The 232-nt window shown below is 57.3% G+C and carries 1 pseudogene; it reads right to left on the bottom strand.

Annotated elements, in window-relative coordinates:
• Positions 1-232 (bottom strand): annotated as a pseudogene (locus Q4563_RS22965) (YgiQ family radical SAM protein); the annotation flags it as partial.

Here is a 232-nt window from a genome sequence, read left to right as displayed (position 1 = left end):
TCCCCGGCCAGTCGATGCGGGTTGAGTCGATTTCAGTCCAGCCTTGTGGCGCGGCATCACGCAAAATGGCGGTACCACGCAGGTCGATAATATCCTTGATATCGCGCCCTTCGGCCAGTTTGTGGGTTAGATCCACCAATGCCCGTTCAGCGTTGCCGTACAGCAGGATATCCGCTCCGGAATCGATCAATACCGACCGCCGTACCTGATCGCTCCAGTAATCGTACTGGGC

The sequence above is a fragment of the Gilvimarinus sp. 1_MG-2023 genome, assembly GCF_030548285.1.
The sequence above is the reverse complement of the archived record's forward strand: the minus strand, read 5'-3'. Positions and strand labels throughout refer to the sequence as shown.